General features: G+C 68.6%; 19 protein-coding genes. 14 read left to right on the forward strand and 5 right to left on the reverse strand.

All coding sequences use genetic code 11. The features are described from left to right. The first annotated feature begins 221 nt into the window (after positions 1-221). The 3 genes from AC6LJ5_RS19795 to AC6LJ5_RS19805 are packed head-to-tail and all read left to right on the forward strand — an operon-like array spanning position 222 to position 3,110. Positions 222-677, forward strand: a complete 456-nt coding sequence (locus AC6LJ5_RS19795; protein ID WP_199770941.1) for a PTS sugar transporter subunit IIA — start codon at positions 222-224, stop codon at positions 675-677. Between the two features lie 22 nt (positions 678-699). Next, positions 700-1,626, forward strand: coding sequence for an HPr(Ser) kinase/phosphatase (hprK, locus tag AC6LJ5_RS19800; RefSeq protein ID WP_053245696.1), 927 nt, complete (start codon positions 700-702; stop codon positions 1,624-1,626). A gap of 29 nt (positions 1,627-1,655) precedes the next feature. Then, positions 1,656-3,110 carry an aminotransferase-like domain-containing protein gene (locus AC6LJ5_RS19805; RefSeq protein WP_498141373.1) on the forward strand — a complete coding sequence of 485 codons (1,455 nt, stop codon included), beginning with the start codon at positions 1,656-1,658 and terminating at the stop codon, positions 3,108-3,110. 45 nt (positions 3,111-3,155) lie between these two features. Here AC6LJ5_RS19805 and AC6LJ5_RS19810 read toward each other — a convergent pair whose 3' ends face one another. Beyond that, positions 3,156-4,436, reverse strand: a complete 1,281-nt coding sequence (locus tag AC6LJ5_RS19810; protein ID WP_498141374.1) for a cytochrome c — start codon at positions 4,434-4,436, stop codon at positions 3,156-3,158. 10 nt (positions 4,437-4,446) lie between these two features. Further along, a complete protein-coding gene (locus tag AC6LJ5_RS19815) occupies positions 4,447-5,208 on the reverse strand; it encodes a c-type cytochrome (RefSeq protein WP_498141375.1) in 762 nt (253 codons plus the stop codon). A 184-nt stretch (positions 5,209-5,392) separates the two neighbouring features. Here AC6LJ5_RS19815 and rapZ point away from each other — a divergent pair, with 184 nt between their 5' ends. Both rapZ and AC6LJ5_RS19825 read left to right on the forward strand, forming a co-directional pair. Beyond that, positions 5,393-6,265, forward strand: a complete 873-nt coding sequence (gene rapZ / locus AC6LJ5_RS19820; protein WP_498141381.1) for an RNase adapter RapZ — start codon at positions 5,393-5,395, stop codon at positions 6,263-6,265. Then, entirely contained in the window at positions 6,262-7,212 is a 951-nt protein-coding gene (locus tag AC6LJ5_RS19825; RefSeq protein WP_498141376.1) for a septal ring lytic transglycosylase RlpA family protein, read from the forward strand. Before rapZ ends, AC6LJ5_RS19825 begins: the two co-directional genes overlap by 4 nt. 73 nt (positions 7,213-7,285) lie before the next feature. Here AC6LJ5_RS19825 and AC6LJ5_RS19830 read toward each other — a convergent pair whose 3' ends face one another. Next, positions 7,286-7,870: a methylated-DNA--[protein]-cysteine S-methyltransferase gene (locus tag AC6LJ5_RS19830; protein ID WP_498141377.1), complete on the reverse strand. Its 585-nt coding sequence runs from the start codon at positions 7,868-7,870 to the stop codon at positions 7,286-7,288. Positions 7,871-7,893: 23 nt separating this feature from the next. Next, positions 7,894-8,832, reverse strand: coding sequence for a 16S rRNA (cytidine(1402)-2'-O)-methyltransferase (gene rsmI / locus AC6LJ5_RS19835; RefSeq protein WP_498141378.1), 939 nt, complete (start codon positions 8,830-8,832; stop codon positions 7,894-7,896). A 70-nt stretch (positions 8,833-8,902) separates the two neighbouring features. Here rsmI and AC6LJ5_RS19840 point away from each other — a divergent pair, with 70 nt between their 5' ends. The 4 genes from AC6LJ5_RS19840 (at position 8,903) to AC6LJ5_RS19855 (ending at position 11,342) form a co-directional block, all read left to right on the forward strand. After that, entirely contained in the window at positions 8,903-9,379 is a 477-nt protein-coding gene (locus tag AC6LJ5_RS19840; protein ID WP_498141379.1) for a YraN family protein, read from the forward strand. 98 nt (positions 9,380-9,477) lie between these two features. Continuing rightward, a complete protein-coding gene (locus AC6LJ5_RS19845; RefSeq protein ID WP_199770942.1) occupies positions 9,478-10,071 on the forward strand; it encodes a phosphoheptose isomerase in 594 nt (197 codons plus the stop codon). Beyond that, positions 10,068-10,823 (forward strand): BON domain-containing protein, encoded by a 756-nt coding sequence (locus AC6LJ5_RS19850; RefSeq protein ID WP_392411226.1) that lies wholly within the window; start codon positions 10,068-10,070, stop codon positions 10,821-10,823. The genes AC6LJ5_RS19845 and AC6LJ5_RS19850 overlap by 4 nt, the downstream gene beginning before the upstream one ends. Positions 10,824-10,847: 24 nt before the next feature. Further along, positions 10,848-11,342 (forward strand): peroxiredoxin family protein, encoded by a 495-nt coding sequence (locus tag AC6LJ5_RS19855; protein WP_103271499.1) that lies wholly within the window; start codon positions 10,848-10,850, stop codon positions 11,340-11,342. A gap of 84 nt (positions 11,343-11,426) precedes the next feature. On the opposite strand, the gene AC6LJ5_RS19860 is transcribed toward AC6LJ5_RS19855, so the two are convergent. Beyond that, positions 11,427-12,218: a MetQ/NlpA family ABC transporter substrate-binding protein gene (locus tag AC6LJ5_RS19860; protein ID WP_103271500.1), complete on the reverse strand. Its 792-nt coding sequence runs from the start codon at positions 12,216-12,218 to the stop codon at positions 11,427-11,429. A gap of 312 nt (positions 12,219-12,530) precedes the next feature. Here AC6LJ5_RS19860 and argB point away from each other — a divergent pair, with 312 nt between their 5' ends. The 5 genes from argB to AC6LJ5_RS19885 all read left to right on the forward strand — a co-directional run bounded on the left by argB (position 12,531) and on the right by AC6LJ5_RS19885 (position 17,887). Then, complete coding sequence (gene argB, locus AC6LJ5_RS19865; RefSeq protein WP_006216311.1) at positions 12,531-13,433, forward strand: acetylglutamate kinase; 903 nt, start codon at positions 12,531-12,533, stop codon at positions 13,431-13,433. Positions 13,434-13,692: 259 nt separating this feature from the next. Continuing rightward, entirely contained in the window at positions 13,693-14,439 is a 747-nt protein-coding gene (locus AC6LJ5_RS19870; protein ID WP_103271501.1) for a pyrimidine 5'-nucleotidase, read from the forward strand. Between the two features lie 53 nt (positions 14,440-14,492). Then, on the forward strand, positions 14,493-15,068 hold the full coding sequence (gene slmA, locus AC6LJ5_RS19875; RefSeq protein ID WP_103271502.1) for a nucleoid occlusion factor SlmA: 576 nt from the start codon (positions 14,493-14,495) through the stop codon (positions 15,066-15,068). Positions 15,069-15,334: 266 nt separating this feature from the next. Next, a complete protein-coding gene (locus AC6LJ5_RS19880; RefSeq protein WP_103271503.1) occupies positions 15,335-16,822 on the forward strand; it encodes a DASS family sodium-coupled anion symporter in 1,488 nt (495 codons plus the stop codon). 12 nt (positions 16,823-16,834) lie between these two features. Beyond that, entirely contained in the window at positions 16,835-17,887 is a 1,053-nt protein-coding gene (locus tag AC6LJ5_RS19885; RefSeq protein WP_498141380.1) for an Ldh family oxidoreductase, read from the forward strand. The last annotated feature ends 140 nt before the right edge of the window (positions 17,888-18,027 follow it).

An 18,027-nucleotide genomic window follows, 5' to 3' on the forward strand; every position in this document is an offset into this window, starting at 1 on the left:
TACCCACAACCTCGCGCGATCGGTCTATGCTGTCGCTCTTGCGCCTGACGGACGGCACGCCGCCCGGGGCGCGGCGTGCCATGGCCAGCCTCGCGGACAACCCGTCGCGGCCAGTCGGAAGCACGGGGGGATACGCCTGGAACCAGCAGCGGAAAGTCTGCGGGACAACCCCTGGTCCGGGCGTTTTTTGCAGTGCGTCATATAACCATATAATGCTCCGCATGAATCATCTGTCGCGCATTCTTCCCGCCGGCAACGTCGTGCTAGACATGCTCGCCACGAGCAAGAAACGCGCGTTCGAGCAAGCCGGCCTGCTCTTCGAAAACAATCACGGCCTGGCGCGTTCGCTGGTGTTCGACAGCCTGTTCGCGCGCGAGCGTCTCGGGTCGACGGCGCTGGGCCAGGGCGTTGCCGTGCCGCACGGCCGCGTCAAGGGCCTGGAGCAGGCGCTGGCGGCGTTCATCCGCCTGGCGCAGCCCATCGCCTTCGACGCCCCCGACGGCCAGCCCGTCTCCATGCTGCTCTGCCTGCTGGTGCCCGAAACCGCGACACAGCAGCACCTGGACATCCTGGCCGAACTGGCGCAGCTGATGTCGAACAAGGCGCTGCGCGAAGCGCTGGGCACCGAGACCGATCCGGCCGTGGTCCACAAGATGCTGACCACCGGCCAACTCTGATTCTCCACGCGGACACGCAGCCATGCTCACGGTGCAGGAACTGGTCGACGACAACGCCGACAAAATCCCCTTCAACTGGATCGCGGGCCAGGGCGCCGCGGACCGCGCGATTCCCGATGACGGCATGGCGGCCGCCGACCTCGTTGGCCACCTGAACCTGATCCACCCCTCGCGCATCCAGGTGTTTGGCCAGGAAGAGCTGGCGTACTACACCCGCTTCGACCTGCGCCGCCGCATGCACCACATGGACGAGCTGCTGATCGGCGGCGTGCCCGCCATCCTGCTGGCCGACGGCCTGACGCCGCCGCAGGACCTGGTGGACCAGTGCGACCAGCACCAGGTGCCGCTGCTGTCCACGCCGGTCGCCGCCGCGCAGCTGATCGACCTGCTGCGCATCTACCTGGGCAAGAAGCTCGCACCCACCACCACCGTGCACGGCGTGTTCCTGGACGTGCTGGGCCTGGGCGTGCTGATCACCGGCGAGTCCGGCCTGGGCAAGAGCGAACTCGCGCTGGAACTGATCTCGCGCGGCCACGGCCTGGTGGCCGACGACGCGGTGGAGTTCTCGCGCACCGCGCCCAACATGATCGAGGGCCACTGCCCGCAACTGCTGCAGAACCTGCTGGAAGTGCGCGGCCTGGGCCTGCTCGACATCCGCACCATCTTCGGCGAGACCTCGGTGCGCCGAAAGATGCGCCTGAAGCTCATCGTGCATCTGGTGCGCGCCACCGCGCAGGACAAGTTCGAACGCCTGCCGCTGCAGGACATCACGCAGGACATGCTGGGCCTGCCGGTGCGCAAGGTCATGCTGCAGGTGGCCGCCGGCCGCAACCTCGCCGTGCTGGTCGAGGCCGCCGTGCGCAATACCATCCTGAAGCTGCGCGGCATCGATACGCTGGGCGAATTCATGGAACGCCAGGCCATGGCGATCCTGCAGAGCAGCAAGTAACGCCATCCGCGACAGGCAGGCCCGCGCCCTTGGCCCTGTACGAGACCCTTGCGGCCGAGATCGAGAAATCGATCCGCGACGGCGTGCTGCGCACCGGCGACAAGCTGCCTTCCGTGCGTGACGCCTGTTCCAGCCGCGGCGTCAGTCCCTCCACCGTCTTCCAGGCCTATTACCTGTTGGAAGCGCGCGGCCTGATCCGCGCGCGCCCGCGCTCGGGCTATTACGTGAGCGCGCGCGCCGAGCCGCTGCCGCCCGAGCCCGGCGCCTCCTGCCCGGATGGCGAGTCCACCGAGCTGGCGATCAGCGAACGCATCTTCGACATCCTGGGTTCAGTGCGCAACCGCGACGTGGCGCCGCTGGGATCCGCCTTTCCCTCGCCGCTGCTGTTTCCGCTGCCACGGCTGGCGCAGGCCATGGCGGCGCATCTCAAACGCCAGGACCCGCTGGACACGGTCGAGGACCTGTCACCCGGCAATCCCGCGCTGCGCCGCCAGATCGCGCTGCGCTACCTGATCGCCGGCATCAACATCCCCGCCAGCGACATCGTCGTCACCAACGGCGCGCTCGAGGCGCTGAACCTGTGCCTGCAGGCGGTCACCCGCCCAGGCGACACGGTGATCGTCGAAGCGCCCACGTTCTATGGCGCGCTGCAGGCGCTGGAACGGCAGGGACTGAAGGCATTGGAAGTGCCGACGCACCCGCGCACCGGCATGGACCTGGACACACTGGAAAGCGCCATCGCGCGGCACCGGCCCGCCGCCTGCTGGCTGATGACGCAATTCCAGAATCCGCTGGGCAGCCTCATGCCCGATGAGCGCAAGCGGCAATTGGTCGAGCTGCTCACGCGCCACGACATTCCGCTGATCGAGGACGACGTCTACGGCGAGCTGTATTTCGGCGCGACGCGCCCGGTGCCGGCCAAGGCCTACGACACGCAGGGCCTGGTGCTGCACTGTTCCTCATTCTCCAAATGCCTGGCGCCGGGCTACCGAATCGGCTGGGCCTCGGCGGGCCGATACACGCAGCGCGTGCAGCGGCTCAAGCTGTCGTCCACGCTGTCGGCGTCCGGTCCGGCGCAGGGCGCGATCGCGGAATTCCTGGAACAGGGCGGCTACGACCGTCACCTGCGCCGGCTGCGCGACACGCTGCAGGCCCTGCAGGCCCGGATGGCGACGGCGGTGGCCCATGCGTTTCCCGCCGGCACGCGCATGACACGGCCGCAAGGCGGCTTCTTCCTGTGGCTGGAGCTGCCCCAGGGCATCGACGCGCTGGCGCTGCATCGCCAGGCGCTGGCGCGCGGCATCAGCGTCGCGCCCGGCCCGATTTTCTCGGCCAGCGGCCAGTTCGCCAGCGCGCTGCGCCTGAACTGCGGCCACCCCTGGAACGAAGCCCAGGCCGAGGCCGTGCGCACGCTGGGCGAACTGGCCCTCGCGGCGCTGGCCCGGCCCAGGCCAGGAGCCCGCGACCTGACGCTCGGCCCCTGAGCCTCGGAACCGGCCGACGGCCCCCGGACTCCAGGCGCGCCGACTTCAATTGCGCGTGGACGCGTCGCGCGCGCGCTTGACCTCCAGCGGCGTGACGCCGCCCGCCTCGTTGCCCCAGCTGTTGCGGATATAAGTCACCAGCGCGGCGATGTCGTTGTCGTTCAGCAGTTGCCCGAACGGCGGCATGCCGTGAGGCCGGGGATTGGCCGCCGTGGCCGGCGCGTAACCGCCGTCGAGCACCATGCGGATGGCATTGACGGGCGACGGCGCGGTCACGCCGGGATTGCCGGCCAGCGCGGGCCAGGCCGAACCTGCGCCCTCGCCCGCCGCCTGATGGCATTGCACGCACTGCTGGCGGTAGATCTTGCCGCCGATATCCATCAAGGCGGGCGAGGCCGACGCGGCCTGGCGCTGCGTGGCCGCCGGCGTGGCGGGCAAGGTCTTCAGGTAGACGCCGATCGCCAGCGCATCGTCATCGCTCAGGTACTGCGTGCTGCCCCTCACCACCTCGGCCATCGGCCCCGTGGCGGTGGAATGCGCGGCGATGCCGGTCTTGAGCAGCGCCGCGATGTCCGTGGCCTGCCAGCGGCCCATGCCGATGCTCAGGTCGTTGGTCAACGGCGGCGCGTACCAATCCAGCACCGGAATCACGCCGCCGGCCAGCGGCTCGGCCGCGCGCGTGGCGCCCAGGCTGTTGCGCGGCGTATGGCAGGCCGCGCAATGGCCCGGCCCCTCGACCAGATAGCGGCCTCGGTTCCAGGGCGCCGACTGGCCGGCGTCGGATTGCAGCGTGCCCGGCTTGAAGTACAGCGCCCGCCAGAACGCCAGCAACGCGCGCTGGTTGTAGGGGAACTCCATTTCAGCGGGGCGATTGGGCTGGTTGACCGGTTCCACCGTGCGCAGGAAGGCATACAGCGCGTCGGCGTCGGCGCGCGTCATGCGTGTGTACTCGGTGTAGGGAAAGGCCGGATACAGCAGCGTGCCGTCGCGCGACTTGCCGTTGTGCAGCGCGCGCCAGAAGTCATCCGCGCTCCAGGCGCCGATGCCGGTCTGCGGATCCGGCGTGAGGTTGGGACCGTAGACCACGCCGAACGGCGTGGGCACCGGCGTGCCGCCGGCATAGGGCTTGCCGCCCCGGCTGGTGTGGCAGGCCATGCAGTTGCCCGCCAGCGCCAGGTAGCGGCCGCGCTCGGCCAGGCTGGCCGCGTCGCCGCTGGCGGGCGGACCGCCGCCGGCGTCCTCGCGCGTGCCCATCCAGTACAGCGTGCCCGCCGCCGCCACGATCAGCAGGACCAGGGTCGCCAGGGCGCGTTTGATGTGCTTCATGGCCGCCCCCTCAACGCCGCGCCTGGCTGCCGCACTCGGCGGGCAGCTTGAGCGAATCCGCCGGTTCGGCGGCGTAGGACGCGGGCACCGGCCGCGACGACAGCCAGGCCGCCAGCGCACTGATGTCCGCCGGCGTCAGCTTGGCGGCCACGTCCGCCATGCAGTCGGGCTCGGCCGCGCGCCGCAGCCCGTTCTTCCAGCTGCCGATCTGGGCGCCGATGTAGTCGCGCGGCAGGCCCAGCAGGCCGGGCACGCCCGGCAATAGCCCGCCCAGCGCGGCGCCATGGCAGGCGGCGCATGCCGGCAGGCCGCGAGCGGCGTCGCCGTCCTGGGCAAGCTTGCGGCCTGCCTCCAGGATCGCGGTGGAAACCTCGGGGCGCACCGCCGCCGGATACGGCACGTGCTGGTCGGCGAAATAGGCCGCGATCTCGCGCAGGTAGTCGTCGGGCAGGCCGGCCAGCAGATGCGACATGGGCCGGTACTGCCGCCGGTCGTCGCGGAAGTTCAGCAGCTGGTGGTAGAGGTATTCCTGGGGCTTGCCGGCCAGGCGCGGATAGTAGCCATCGGACCCGGCGCGGCCCTGCTCGCCGTGGCAGGCGGTACAGGCGGCGACGCGCGCGGCCATGGTGTCCGGCTTCAGGACCGGCCCCTGCGCCGCCGCTGGCGCGGTGCCCAACGCTGCGGCCAAACCAACAGCGGCGGCCGCCGACAGGCATGTTTTTACCCAGAACCGCGGTGATGCCACACTACAGGAAGAAATGAAGGCTAACATCTAGGTCGAGTTCCAACCCCGGGGACGCCTGCCGGCGGGGCACGTGAATGAATCGATCGGGTATCCTGCCCCGGAGCTTACGCCACGGGATCAGTCGGGGTACAGGCGCAGATTCCGAGTTTACGGCCATAGCAGATGCCATTGCGCCGGCATCGCCCTCGAAAAGCATGCCAAAATCATGTCCATGTTGAAAGTCGTCCTCGTCACCGGCATTTCCGGCTCCGGCAAGTCCGTGGCCCTGCGGATGCTCGAAGACGCCAGCTATACCTGCGTCGACAACCTGCCGGTGCGGTTCCTGGCCGAGTTCATCGCCAACGCCCGCGACAGCGGCCTGGAGCGCGTGGCGGTCGCCATCGACGTGCGCTCGCCCGGCGAACTGGCCGAACTGCCCGACGTGGTCACCGCGCTGCGCGCCATGGGCACCAGCCTGCGCGTGATCTTCCTGGATGCCAGCACCATCACGCTGGTGCAGCGCTACTCCGAGTCGCGCCGCCGCCACCCTCTTACCGACCGCCTCAAGCGCGGCGGCACCGCGCCGTCGCTGGCCGAGTGCATCGCCGAGGAACGCGAGCTGCTGGCGCCGCTGCGCGAGCAGGAACACGTGATCGACACATCGGACCTGACGCCCGGCCAGCTGCGCGCCTGGATCCGCGACCTGATCCAGGCCGACGTGGCGCCGCTGGTGCTGACGTTCGAGTCCTTCGCCTACAAGCGCGGCGTGCCAAGGGACGCCGACCTGGTGTTCGACGTGCGCTGCCTGCCCAACCCCTATTACGACCGCGACCTGCGCCCGCTGACGGGCCGCGACGAGCCCGTGGCCCAATGGCTGGCCGGCTTCGACCAGGTCGGCCAGATGGTCGATGACATCGCCGGCTTCATCCAGCGCTGGCTGCCGCAATACACGCAGGACACGCGCAACTACCTGACCGTGGCCATCGGCTGTACCGGCGGCCAGCACCGCTCGGTCTACGTGGTCGAACAACTGGCCAAGCGCTTCGCCGACCACGACCCGCTGCTCGTGCGCCACCGCAACCAGCTTCCGGACGAGTCCGCATGACCCTGAACCGCCCGCTCCACCTGATCATGATGTTGCTGCTGGCCATCGCCGTGGCCGGCTGCTCTTCCACCGGGGGACGAAAAAAGGGCGGTGGCTATTACAAGGACGACGGTCCCGACGCGAATCCGCCGTCAAACCTGGACCAGGTGCCCGACGCGGTGCCGCGCATCGAGCCCTACGCCAGCGGCGCGAACCGGCCCTACGTGGTGTTCGGCCAGCGCTACGTGCCCGACACCACCGGCCAGCCCTATCGCAAGCAGGGCATCGCGTCCTGGTACGGCAAGAAATTCCACGGCAACTCCACGTCGATCGGCGAGCCCTACGACATGTACGCCATGACGGCGGCCCACACCACGCTGCCGGTGCCCAGCTACGCCCGGGTGACCAGCCTGGTCAACGGCCGCACCGTGATCGTGCGCGTCAACGATCGCGGCCCCTTCCACAGCGACCGCATCATGGACCTGTCCTACGTGGCGGCCTACAAGCTGGGCATCATCGGCCCGGGCAGCGGCCAGGTGGTGGTGGAGAGCATCGGCGCGGAGGAAATCCGGCGTCTGGCCTCGCAAGGCCCCGCCGCCCCGCCGCCGCAACCGTCGTCCGCCACGGGCTCGCAGCCGGTGGCCGAGCCGGTCGCCGCGGCCCCGGTCGCGCTGACGCCGGTGGCGCTGCCGGCCACGCCGCAGCCGGCACGCCCGGCGCCCGCCGGCGGCATCGGCAACGTCTATCTGCAGGTGGGCGCGTTCAGCCAGCCGGCCAATGCGCAGACGCTGGTCAGCCGCATCAATGCGCAGCTGGGCGCGGAAGGCGCGCCGCCCGCCATGATGGAGCAGGCCAACAACCTGTACCGCGTCAAGATCGGCCCCTACCCCGACCGCCAGAGCGCGCTGAACGCCGTGCAGCTGGTGTCGGACCGCATCGGCATCCTGCCCAGCATCGCCGCGCAGTAGGCGCGGCGGGCGCGCGTCGCGCCCGCCATCCTCGACGATCCCAAAAAGCCGTCAGGCCACGCGACGCCCGGCGCTACCAGGGCAGTTCGGCCTGCCCGTCGCAGACGCGGCGCGCCCTGGGGCTGCGGCTCACGTACAGATTGCCCTCGTGCGCCAACAGCGCCTGCTTGCGCGGCAGCCCGCCGCCAAAACCGGTCAACGAGGTGTCGCTGCCGATCACGCGGTGACAGGGAATGATGATGATCAGCGGATTTCGGCCCACCGCGCCGCCGATGGCCTGCGCGCCCTTGGGCCGGCCCACGGTCCGCGCCAATTCGCCATAGCTCGTCAGCACGCCGAAATCCAGCGCGCACAGCGCGCGCCAGACTTCATGCTGGAACGGCGTGCCGACCGGATCCAGCGCCACGTCGAAGGCGCGCCGGTCCTTGGCGAACCACTCCTCCAGCTCGCGCCGTCCCTGTTCCAGGATCGGATTCGATTCGTCGCGCAGCCAGCCTTCGGACGAAGGCAGCAGCGCCTGGTCGGTGAACCATGCCCCGCGCAGGCCCTTGGCGCTGGCGACCAGGCGCATCTCGCCCAGCGGCGTGGGCATGTCCCGGTAGACCAGCTGTTCGTCGGGGTCGCCGTGCTTGCCGGACGCGACCGTTGCATAGACCATGCCAATGACTCCCTCTATCCCGCCTACTGCCCGTCGCCGGCGGCCGTCTTGCGCAGCGCCCGGCTGTACAGCGCGTCCTTGGGCAGGCCCGTGACCTTGGCCGCCACCTTGGCCGCGTCGCGCACGGACAGGGTTTCCAGCAAGGCGTCGAGCAACGCGTCGGCGCGCGCGTCGACCTCGCCCTCGTCTTCTGCGGCCTCGTCGGCGTGCACGATCAGCACGAACTCGCCCTGCTCGCGGTGCGGGTCGGCGGCCAGCCAGGCCGCGCCCTCGCCCAGCGCGAAGGTGGCGATTTCCTCGAAGCGCTTGGTCAACTCGCGCGCCACGGTCAGCTTGCGCGCCGGGCCGCAGACCTCCAGCAGGTCCGCCAGCGTGGCGGCCAGCCGGTGCGGCGACTCGAACATCACCACCGGCGCCGGCAGCGCGCACCAGGTGCGCAGCCAGCGCTGGCGCGCGGCCGCCTTGGGCGGCGCGAAACCGGCGAAGGCGAAGGCGGGATTCTCGTCGGATGTGACGCCGCTGCCCATCAAGGCCGCGATGACCGCGCTGGGGCCAGGCACCGGCACCACCGCGTAGCCGGCCTCGCGCACGGCGCGGACCACGCGCGCGCCCGGATCGCTGACGGCCGGCGCGCCGGCGTCGGACACCAGCGCCACGCGCTGGCCCTGGGCCAGGCGCTCGCAGATCGCCTGCGCGGCCGAGGCTTCGTTGTGCCGATGGGCGGCCATGAGTGGCGTGCCCACGCCCCAGGCGTCCAGCAGCTTGCGGCTGGCCCGGGTGTCCTCGGCGGCGATCACGTCCGCGCGCTGCAGGGCATGCCAGGCCCGCAGGCCCAGGTCGCCCAGGTTGCCGATGGGCGTGGCCACCACATACAGCGTCGCGGCGGGCCAATGCTGGCCGGCGACGCTCTCGGCGACCCGGCTCCAGGCATCGCCGGCGACGGGTGAGACATTTTGATTCATTGCGGGCAGCTCAGGCGGAAAACCATGCCAGTGTAGCCGCCTGGCGCATCCCTTCCGCCCTGGAGCCCGCATGAACGACGAGATCCTGCCCCTGGCCCTGGCGCTCGCGCAGGCCGCGCGGCGCCGCGCCCGGCGCAAACGGAGCGCGACGGCGCGCAAGGCCGCCCTCGCGCCGCGCCGCTCGCCCACCCAGCGCGTCGGCGACGCCCACGAGGACGCCGCGCTGCGCCTGCTGCAGGCGCGCGGCCTGGTCCTGCTGGCGCGCAACCTGGCCTGCCGTCACGGCGAGATCGACCTGGCCATGCGCGACGGCGCGGTGCTGGTCTTCGTCGAGGTCCGCGCCCGCCGCGACGCGCGCTTCGGCGGCGCGGCGGCCAGCATCGGCGCGGCCAAGCAGCGGCGGCTGGCCCAGGCGGCCGCGTACTGGCTGCCGCGCCTGGCCGCCCGCCACTGGCGCGGCGTCCCGCCGGCCGCGCGCTTCGACGTGGTCGCCTTCGAATCCGGCGCTCCCCGGTGGCTGCGCGATGCCTTCCTGGTCGCGGGCTGAACGGTCCGGCGCGCCCGGCGACAGGCCGGTTACGACAAGGCGAAAAGCCGTTACGCCTGGTCAGGCCGGCGTCACGGCCCCATGAGATAATCGCGCCCATGGATATGACCTCTCGTATGACGTCGCACTTTCGCGATGCCGCGGCCACGCTCGAGCAAAGCATGAACGAGCTGGCCGAACCGCTGGCGGTGGCGGTGGACGTGCTGTTTGGCGCCCTGGCGAACAATGGCAGGATTCTGGCTTGCGGCAATGGCGGCTCGGCCGCCGACGCGCAACATTTCGTCGCCGAACTGGTGGGCCGCTTCGAGCGCGAACGCCTGCCCCTGGCCGGCATCGCGCTGAATACCGACACCTCGATCATGACGGCGGTCGGCAACGACTACGGCTTCGACGAGATCTACGAGCGCCAGGTCAACGCGCTGGGCCAGCCCGGCGACGTGCTGGTGGCCATTTCCACCAGCGGCAACTCGCCCAACGTGGTGCGCGCCATGGAAGCGGCCAGCGCCCGGGAAATGCATGTGCTGGCCCTGACCGGCAAGGGCGGCGGCGTCATGGGGGAACTCATTACGCCCATGGACGTCCATCTATGCGTGCCCAGTGATCGCACGATGCGCATCCAGGAAGTCCACATCTTGCTGCTGCACGCCCTTTGTGACGGCATTGACGCTCTTCTGCTAGGAGACACCGAATGATTTCTGACGCCAGGACCGCGGCCCGCCCGCTGCTGCTCGCCGCCTTGCTCTCGACCGCCGCCCTGTCGCTGTCGGCCTGCGCGCCCCTGATCGTCGGCGGCGCCGCCGCCACTACGGCGGTGGTCGCGACCGACCGCCGCACGTCGGGCACCCAGCTCGAAGACCAGAACATGGCCTTCAAGGCGCAGCACCAGATTTCCCAGAAGCTGGGCGAGACCGCGCGGGTCAACGCCATGGCCTATGGCGGCATCCTGCTGCTGACCGGAGACGTGCCCACCGACGAGGCCAAGAACCAGGCCACCGCCATGGCCCGCGGCGTCGAGAACGTCAAGCAGGTGGTGAACCAGCTGACCGTGGGCCCGATCGCCTCGCTGGGCGTGCGCTCGAACGACACCTGGCTGACCTCCAAGGTCAAGACGGCCCTGATCAACACCAAGTACGTGCCGTCGGGCACCATCGCCGTCACCACCGACCACAGCGTGGTGTACCTGATGGGCAAGCTGACCCAGGCCGAGGGCGACTACGCCGCCAACGCGGCGGCCGACGTGGGCGGCGTGGCCAAGGTTGTTAAACTGTTCGAGACCATCAGCCGCGAGGAAGCCGTGCGGCTGTCCGGCAGCGGATCCAAGTCCTCGCAGTCCGGCTCCTCCGCCGACGCCAAGGCGCCGATCGAAAGCAGCGCCGGCGCCCAGGGCGACGGCAACGCCTCCGGCGGCGGCAGCAGCGGCGTGCAGGCCATACCGATCAAGTAACGCTCTACTCCACGCGGCCCAGCGATGAAAAAAGCCCTTCTAGCCCTGACCCTCCTGGTGGCCGCCGGCATCGGCGGCTGGTTCCTGCTGCGCCCGGCGCAGACCGCGCCGGACGTGCGATTCACCACGCTGGAGGGCAAGTCCTTCTCCATGCAGGACCTGCGCGGCAAGGTCGTGCTGGTGAAGTTCTGGGCGACCAGCTGCGTCACCTGCGTCAAGCAGATGCCGGAAACCATCTCGGCCTACAACGAGTACGCGGCCAAGGGCTACGAAGCCATCGCGGTCGCGATGAACTACGATCCGCCCAACTTCGTGCTGAACTTCGCCGAGACCCGCAAACTGCCCTTCCCTGTGGCGCTGGACACCAAGGGCGACATCGCCCGCGCCTTCGGCGACATCCGCCTGACGCCCACGGCCTTCCTGATCGACAAGCAGGGCCGCATCATCAAGCGCTACCTGGGCGAATACGACGTGGCCGAATTCCACGCCACCGTGGAAAAGGCGCTGGCCGCGGGTTGAACCGCGTTCGATCCTGATCCCGCCCAAAGAAAAACCGCTCAGAAGAGCGGTTTTCTTTTGTCTGGCTGGAAAAGCTCGCCCGGCTTAGAACGCCGGCACCACGGCGCCCTTGTACTTTTCCTGGATGAACTTCTTCACCTCGGGCGTGTGCAGCGCGTTGACCAGCTTCTTGATGGCCGGCGCGTCCTTGTTGTCGGCGCGGGTCACCAGCACGTTGGCGTAGGGCGAGTCGGAGCCTTCGATGAACAGCGCGTCCTTGGTCGGGACCAGGCCAGCTTCCAGCGCGTAGTTGGTGTTGATCAGCGCCAGGTCCACGTCGTCCAGCGAACGCGGCAGCATCGCGGCTTCCAGCTCGCGGAACTTCAGCTTCTTGGGGTTCTCGATCACGTCGGCGGCGGTCGCCAGGATGTTGGACGGATCCTTCAGCTTGACCAGGCCCTGCTTCTGCAGCAGCACCAGGGCGCGGCCGCCGTTGGACGGATCGTTCGGGATGGCGATCGTGGCGCCGTCCTTGAGTTCGGAGACGTTCTTGATCTTCTTGGAGTAACCGCCGAAGGGCTCGACGTGCACCAGGGCCACCGGCACCAGCGTGGCCTTGCGGTCCTTGTTGAAGGACTCCAGGTAAGGCTTGTGCTGGAAGAAGTTGGCGTCGAGCTGCTTGTCGTTCAGCTGCAGGTTGGGCTGCACGTAGTCGCTGAACACCTTGATGTCCAGTTCCACGCCTTCCTTGGCCAGCTGCGGCTTCACCACCTCCAGGATTTCGGCATGCGGCACCTGGGTCGCGCCCACCACGATTTTTTCAGCATGGGCGGCGCCTGCGGCCGCCAGGAAGAAAGCCGAGGCCGCCAGGGCCGACCGGACGAAGTTCAAACGCATGTATTGCCTCTTTTATAGGTAGGAAATCGGGGGCTGATGCCCGGCCGGTTGGAGGTCCGCCCTCTCGTGGAGGACAGCGCCGTTGTGAAAACGCCCCCAATTTACCTGAATGCCGGTTATTTGTCGGGCATATGAACATGGGTTTTGGATATAAGCCGGCAGCGGGTACTACAATCCGTCGTATGCTTGCGCTGGCGCGGTTCCCGTGCCTTATCGCGCAGGCATTTTCATGCCGCCGCCTCCCCGGAAGCGGAGGCTTTCCCCTCTCATGACCCACGCTTTTTCAATCATCTCTTTACCGACTTAGCTGCCATGACCGACACCCCCGACCCTGCTGCCGTCTCGTCTCCCGCCGTCAAAGCCGCCGTGCTGTCCGAGGCCTTGCCGTACATCCGACGATTTCACGGCAAGACCATCGTGGTGAAGTACGGCGGCAACGCCATGACGGAAGAGCGGTTGCAGCGCAGCTTCGCGCACGACGTGGTGCTGCTCAAGCTGGTCGGCCTGAACCCCGTGGTGGTCCACGGCGGCGGTCCGCAGATCGATGACGCGCTGCGCCGCATCGGCAAGCAGGGCACCTTCATCCAGGGCATGCGCGTCACCGACGCCGAGACCATGGAAGTCGTCGAATGGGTGCTGGGCGGTCAGGTCCAGCAGGACATCGTCATGATGATCAACGAAGTCGGCGGCAAGGCCGTGGGCCTGACCGGCAAGGACGGCGGACTGATCCAGGCCCAGAAGAAGCTGATGGCCAACAAGGACAACCCCGCCGAACCCATCGATATCGGCTTCGTCGGCGACATCACGCTGGTCGAGCCGGCCGTGGTCAAGGCGCTGCAGGACGACCAGTTCATCCCGGTCATCTCCCCCATCGGCTATGGCGAGGACGGCACCGCCTACAACATCAACGCCGACGTGGTCGCCGGCAAGATGGCCGAAGTGCTGGGCGCCGAGAAGCTGCTGATGCTGACCAACACCCCGGGCGTGCTGGACAAGGCGGGCAAGCTGCTGCGCAGCCTGTCGGCCCAGACCATCGACGAGCTGTTCGCCGACGGCACCATCTCGGGCGGCATGCTGCCCAAGATCTCGTCGGCGCTGGACGCCGCCAAGAACGGCGTGAACTCGGTCCACATCGTCGACGGCCGCGTGCCGCACTGCCTGCTGCTGGAAATCCTCACGGACCAAGGCGTCGGCACGATGATCAGCTCGCATTGATGCCCACCCCCGAAGCGCTGCGCGCTTCCCCCTCAAGGGGGCGCTGCTGCGGACCGGAAGGATGCTCCCACCCCCAAGCGCTGCGCGCCTCCCCCTCAAGGGGGCGCTGCTGCGGACCGGAAGGATGCTCCCACCCCCAAGCGCTGCGCGCTTCCCCCTCAAGGGGGCGCTGCTGCGGACCGGCAAAGCCGGCTCCGCGCAGCCCCTGTCGGGGCCGAATAGCCTCAGTTTGGACGGTGCGTAGCGCCATGGGCAACTGATGCGAAGCCTGCGCCAATTGCAGCGGCCCGCGGTGCGCGTGCGGCGGTCCCGCAGGACCGCCGCGCACGACGACGGGCTGTTGTGGCTGTTCGACCTGGACAACACGCTGCACGACACGTCGCACGCGATCTTCCCGCGCATCGACCACGGCATGACCATGGCCGTGGCCGAGACGCTGGGCGTGGACATCGACACGGCCAACCACCTGCGCCGCAAGTACTGGAAGCGCTACGGCGCCACCATGATCGGCCTGGTGCGCCACCATGGCGTGGATCCGCACGAGTTCCTGCACCGCAGCCATGACTTCGACGTGAACCCGCTGGTGCGCGCCGAGAAGGCGCTGGCCTACAAGCTGCGCCAGCTGCCCGGACGCAAGGTGCTGCTGACCAACGCGCCGCTCGAGTACGCGCGCGCGGTGCTGCGCCGACTGGGCATCCTGCGCCAGTTCGACAGCCTCTGGGCCATCGAGCACATGCGCCTGCACGGCGAGTTCCGCCCCAAGCCGTCGCCGGCCCTGCTGCGCTACGTGCTGGCGCGCGAGGGCGCGTCGCCCCGCCGCACCGTGCTGGTCGAGGACACGCTGGCCAATCTGCGCGGCGCGCGCCGCGCCGGCCTGCGCACGGTTCACGTCTATCATCCCGGCACGCCGTTCGGACGCGGCCGCTCGCAACGGCCGTCGTACGTCGACTTGCGGGTAAACTCGGTCAGTGATTTGCTGTTGCGCCGACGTCCCCTGCGTGGATAGCGGCGGGTCTTACCCCCCACCCTTCCGTCAGCCTGCGTGGACCAGACACTTTCATGGCGAGCAAACCCGGCGAACGCAAGACCCAGATACTGCAGACCCTGGCCGAAATGCTGGAGCAGCCGCACGCCTCCCGCATCACCACGGCCGCGCTGGCCGCGCGCCTGTCGGTATCCGAGGCCGCGCTGTACCGCCACTTCGCCAGCAAGGCGCAGATGTTCGAGGGGCTGATCGAATTCATCGAGACCAGCATCTTCACGCTGGTCAACCAGATCGCCGCCGCCGAGCCGCTGGGCGTGACCCAGGCGCGCCAGACCGTGGCCATGCTGCTCACCTTCTCCGAACGCAACAAGGGCATGACCCGGGTGCTGACCGGCGACGCGCTGGTCACCGAGGACAACCGGCTGCAGGAACGCATCAACCACATCAACGACCGCATCGAGGCCTCGCTGCGACAGTCGCTGCGCACCGCCGTGACCGACGGCGGCCTGCCGCCCGAGGCCAACATCAGCGCCCATGCCAGCCTGCTGACGCACCTGGTGCTGGGTCGCTGGCTGCGCTATGCGCAAAGCGGCTGGCGCGTCGCGCCCACGCTGCACCTGGACGAACAGCTGCGCCTGGCGCTGGGCTGAACGTCCGCGAAACACCCTGCCGATTGACGCTCGCGGCTTGCCGCGCATGCGCGCAGCCCATTGCCGGGCTTGCGATTTTTCAGGGCCGACGAGCATAATGCCGCGGGTGGGTTCCCACAAGCGCGATTTCCAAGTGGCTTGACCCACATCAATACGGGTTTTCCTGAATGCCGTCACGATCATACTGTAGCGTCGACATGCCGAATTGATTCATCCCGTGCTCGCGGGGCGGCGTGTCGTCAGTTTGACCTCAACCGGAGATGGATATGACCGCGCCAGCCGCCGTCCCTGCCCCACAAAACAAAACCAAGATCCCCATCGGACTCATCGCCGGCTTTGTCGCGCTGATCGCAGTGCTGCTGATGCCCCTGCCGGCGGACCTGCCGGTCGCCGGTCATCGCATGCTGGCCATCCTGGCCTTCGCCGTGGTCGTGTGGATCACCGAAGCCGTGTCGTACGAAGCCAGCGCCATCATGATCACGACGCTGATGGCCTTCCTGCTCGGCACCGCGCCGACCATCAAGGATCCGCAGACGCTGTACGGCACCTCCGCCGCCATCAGCATGGCGCTGACAGGCTTCGCCAATTCGGCGCTGGCGCTGGTGACCGGCGCGCTGTTCATCGCCGCCGCCATGACCTTCACCGGACTGGACCGGCGCATCGCGCTGGTCACGCTGTCCAAGGTCGGCACCAGCACGCGCCGCATCCTGATCGGCGCGATCGCCGTGACCATCGTGCTGAGCCTGGTCGTGCCCAGCGCCACGGCGCGCAGCGCCGCGGTGGTGCCCATCATGATGGGCGTGATCGCGGCCTTCGGCGTGGACAAGCGCTCGAACATCGCCGCCGGCATCATGATCATCGTGGCGCAGGCCACCAGCATCTGGAACGTCGGCATCCAGACCGCCGCCGCGCAGAACCTGCTGACGGTCGGCTTCATGGAAAAGATGCTGGGCCAGCGCGTGGCCTGGTCCGACTGGCTGATCGCCGGCGCCCCGTGGTCGCTGATCATGTCGGCCGTGCTGGTCGTCGTGGTGCTCAAGATGCTGCCGCCGGAAAGCAACAGCATCGCCGGCGGCAAGGAAGCCGTCGAGAAGTCGCTGCGTGAACTCGGCCCCATGACCGGCGCGCAGAAGCGCCTGATGGCCGTGTCCGTGCTGCTGCTGTTGTTCTGGGCCACCGAAGGCAAGCTGCACAAGTTCGACACCACCTCCACCACCTACTTCGGCCTGGTGCTGCTGATGCTGCCGCGCTTCGGCGTGATGACCTGGAAAGACGTGCAGTCGCGCATACCGTGGGGCACCGTGATCGTGTTCGGCGTCGGCATCAGCCTGGGCACCGCGCTGCTCACCACGCAGGCCGGCCAATGGCTGGGCAATCAGGTGGTCGCGCACACCGGCCTGGACCACCTCGGACCGCTGGCGATCTTCGCCATCCTGTCGGCCTTCCTGATCGTCATCCACCTGGGTTTCGCCAGCGCCACCGCGCTGACCTCGGCCATGCTGCCCATCCTGATCTCGGTCCTGGCCACGCTGCCGGGCGAATTCAGCCGCCTGGGCATGACCATGCTGCTGGGCTTCGTGGTCAGCTATGGCTTCATCCTGCCCATCAACGCGCCGCAGAACATGGTGTGCCTGGGCACGGAAACGTTCAACGCCCGCCAGTTCGCCAAGGTCGGCATCGTCATCACCATCGTCGGCTACCTGCTGATGCTGCTGTTCGGCATGACCTACTGGCGCTGGCTGGGCTGGCTGTAAGGAGAAGCGCGCATGAAAATCTCGCTTGAACAGGCACGGGAATACGGGCGGCGCGTGCTGGCCGCCCAGGGCGTGCCGGAAGACATCGCGCGCGACGTGGCCGATCACCTGGTGGAGTCCGACCGCGTCGGCTACACCAGCCACGGCCTGTCCATTCTCACCAACTACCGCCGCGTGCTGGCCGACGGGCTGGCGCAGGCCGACGGCCGGCCCGAGCTGGTCAACGACCGTGGCGCCATGCTGGCCTATGACGGCCACAACGGCCTGGGCCAGCACGTGGGCAAGGTGGTCATCGAAAAAGCCATCGAGCGCACGCAGCAGCATGGCCAGTGCATCCTGACGCTGCGCCGCAGCCATCACCTGGGCCGCATGGGCCACTACGGGGAAATGGTGGCGGCGCAGGGGCTGATCCTGCTGGCCTTCACCAACGTGATCAACCGCGCGCCCACCGTGGCGCCGTTCGGCGGCGCCCAGGCCTGCATGACCACCAATCCGCTGTGCTTCGCCGGGCCGCTGCCCGGCGGGCGGCCGCCCTTCATCGTGGACATGGCCACCAGCTCCATCGCCGTCAACAAGGCGCGCGTGCTGGCGGCCAAGGGCGAGCAGGCGCCGCCGGGATCGCTGATCGACGCCCAAGGCAACCCCACCACCGATCCGAACGCGCTGTTCGCCGATCCGCCGGGCGCGCTGCTGCCCTTCGGCGGCCACAAGGGCTACGCCATGGGCCTGGTGGCCGAGCTGCTGGCCGGCGTGCTGTCGGGCGGCGGCACCATCCAGCCCGAACACCCGCGCAATGGCGTGGCCACCAACAACATGTTCGCCATCCTGCTGAACCCGCAGGTCGACTTCAACACCGACTGGCGCTCGCTCGAAGTCGGCGCCTTCATCGATTACCTGCATGCCTGCCCGCCGCAACCCGGCGTGGACCGGGTGCAGTATCCCGGCGAGTACGAAGCCGCCAACCGCGCGCTGAACGCGGATTCGCTGACCTTCGATGCGCGTATCTGGGACGGCATGAAGCAGCTGGCGACGGATCTGGGCGTGGAGGACGCGCTGCCTCGATAGCGCATTCGTTCCCGTCCCGGCGGGTTTTACAGGAAGCCCCCTTTTCTTGCGGAAGGGGGCTAATGAGATGGTCAGCCCGATCCCCACGAAGCGGTACGCTGAGTGGGGATTGTTCTTTTTGGGAGACCTCTCATGAGCAC

The organism is Achromobacter sp. 1011791174 (genome assembly GCF_059760925.1).